We start from the raw sequence: 2,072 nt of genomic DNA, 5'->3' as shown, positions 1-2,072 counted from the left end.
GCTTCGTACAGCCGTGCGGGTGCCGTCGGCCGGGTGGGGAGGGCGCGCGCCCTCCCCACCCGGCCGACGGCACCCGCACGGCTGTACGAAGCCCACCGCGGGGGGTCGCGTATCGCGACAGATTGAGTCAAATGACCGCACAGCAAGGCCAGTTGGGGCTGCCGGGGCCGGTGGGACGAGATTCGGCGAAGATGGCCGGATCGTTGCGCCAGAGGCATGAGCCGGTGGCGATGTCCGAGCCGCGGTGCAGAATGCCTCCATGCGCATCCGAGCCGTACGCCTGGACGAACTGCCGGTCCTCCAGGACATCGAGAGGGCCGCCGGGGAGTGCTTTCGCGACATCGGCATGCCGGAGATCGCCGAGGACGAGCCGCTCCCGCTCGACGAACTCGCCCGCTACCACCGCGCGGGCCTGGCCTGGGTCATGGCGGACGACTCCGACGCCCCGGTCGCCTACCTGATCGCCGCCCGCGTCGACGGCAACCTCCACGTCGAGCAGGTCTCCGTGCACCCGGGCAGCGCACGGCGCGGCCTCGGCCGGATGCTGCTGGACCGCGCGGCGGCCCGGGCCACGGACGAGGGGGCACCCGCCCTGACCCTCACCACGTTCACCGAGGTCCCCTGGAACGCCCCCTACTACGCACGCTGCGGCTTCCGCCCCCTGGACGACGCCGAGCTCACACCCGGCCTCCGCCGGATCCGCGCCCAAGAAGCCGCCCACGGCCTGGACCAGTGGCCCCGCACCTGCATGCGCCGGGCGCTGCGCACCTAGTCCTGGCGGAGCCAGCCCGTCAGCTCGCTCCACGCCTGCGGGGCGAGGCGGAGCTCGGGACCGGCGGTGAGCTTGGAGTCACGGACGTGCACGGCCTCGGGACGGGTGGCCACCTCGACGCACTCACCGCCCTCCTGGCCGCTGTAACTGGACTTGAACCACTTCACTGCGGTGCTCATAGCTCTCCTAGCAACCGTTCCAACAGGCCCTTGGTATCGGGGAGATTGAGGGCCTGTGTCCGCAGCATCCCATACTTCTGAACCAGGAGACTGACCTGGCTGGGGTCCCGCATCAGGACGGTTCCGTGCTGCGACTCGCAGGAGGCGAGCCACTGGTGTTGCGGTGTCTCCATCACGATGAACGGGCCGGTGAGACCCGCATGCTCGGTGAGTCCGAGGGGCAGCACCTGGAAGGAGACGGCCGGGTGGTCGGCCATGGCACGCAGGTGGTGCAGCTGCTCCCGGTACACGTCGTCGCCCCCGAGGCGATCTCGGAGGCCGGCCTCCGAGAGGATGAAGCTGAGATCCGGCGGGACCGGTCGCCGAAGGATTTCCTGGCGCTCCATCCGACGCGCGATCAGACTCTCGATCTTGTCCTCACCGTAGTACGGAATGCGACAGGTGAAGACCGCGCGGGCGTAGGCCTCGGTCTGCAGGACGCCCGGCACGAGCAGCGTTTCGTACCAGCACAGCGAGCGGGCCTCGGCCAGCGCCTCAAAGGTGCCCTCGACCCATGCCGGCGTTATGTCGACGTCCGGCAGCCGAAGGGCCCCGGCGGTGAGCACGCCGGGAAGGCCGAGCTGCAGATCGAGCCGTTCCGCGATGTCCGGCTTCAGGGCGCGGCGCCCTTGCTCGATCGAGGCGATGGTCTCGACGTCGACGTTGACCAGATCGGCAAGCTCTTGCTGCGTCAGGCTCTTGGCGTGGCGGGCGGTGGCGACCATGGCCCCGACCATCTTGAGGGTGTTCGAGTTGAGCGGCCGAGGCCTCTTCCGTGGCGGCATGACTGGTGAACTCCCCACGTGAGCACGGTGGATAGCCGTGTCCACCCGTACCGCACCATGCGTACGGGCGAGCACGGGTGCCACGCTAGTCACCCACCGCGACGACTGTCCGGCGAACGCCCACATTGACTGACAGCCCAAACGCCCACTCTGACCTGCAAGTTCAGGCGTGTGACACGTCACGCGCGACGCGTGACCCTTACGCTCCGCTGTCGTCGGAGTCGCCGGACGGCGGGACCACCTGTTTCTCCGCCGCGAAGTGGCACGCGGACGGGTGGGAGGCGGGGGTCAGGGTCC

At 69.5% G+C, this 2,072-nt stretch carries 3 protein-coding genes; 1 reads left to right on the top strand and 2 read right to left on the bottom strand.

All coding sequences use genetic code 11. From position 1 onward, the window contains the following. Positions 1–259 precede the first annotated feature (259 nt). The gene (locus EF918_RS35120; RefSeq protein WP_125652901.1) at positions 260–772 is read left to right on the top strand and encodes a GNAT family N-acetyltransferase; all 513 of its coding nucleotides are present in this window, start codon (positions 260–262) and stop codon (positions 770–772) included. Here the strand turns inward: EF918_RS35120 and EF918_RS35115 are convergent. Both EF918_RS35115 and EF918_RS35110 read right to left on the bottom strand, forming a co-directional pair. Then, positions 769–951, bottom strand: coding sequence for a DUF397 domain-containing protein (locus tag EF918_RS35115; RefSeq protein ID WP_125652900.1), 183 nt, complete (start codon positions 949–951; stop codon positions 769–771). The two genes, EF918_RS35120 and EF918_RS35115, sit on opposite strands and share 4 nt — an antisense overlap. Next, positions 948–1,715: a helix-turn-helix transcriptional regulator gene (locus tag EF918_RS35110; RefSeq protein WP_260610988.1), complete on the bottom strand. Its 768-nt coding sequence runs from the start codon at positions 1,713–1,715 to the stop codon at positions 948–950. The genes EF918_RS35115 and EF918_RS35110 overlap by 4 nt, the downstream gene beginning before the upstream one ends. Between the last annotated feature and the right edge of the window lie 357 nt (positions 1,716–2,072).

This window comes from Streptomyces sp. WAC06614 (assembly GCF_003949795.1).
Taxonomy (GTDB): domain Bacteria; phylum Actinomycetota; class Actinomycetes; order Streptomycetales; family Streptomycetaceae; genus Streptomyces.
This window is presented reverse-complemented; position numbering and strand designations above follow the sequence as displayed.

What these genes read in the sequence shown, in the direction of transcription:
- EF918_RS35120 (WP_125652901.1), top strand. Translation starts at nt 260, where the DNA reads ATGCGCATCCGAGCCGTACGCCTGGACGAACTGCCGGTCCTCCAGGAC.
- EF918_RS35115 (WP_125652900.1), bottom strand. Translation starts at nt 951, where the DNA reads ATGAGCACCGCAGTGAAGTGGTTCAAGTCCAGTTACAGCGGCCAGGAG.
- EF918_RS35110 (WP_260610988.1), bottom strand. Translation starts at nt 1,715, where the DNA reads ATGGTCGCCACCGCCCGCCACGCCAAGAGCCTGACGCAGCAAGAGCTT.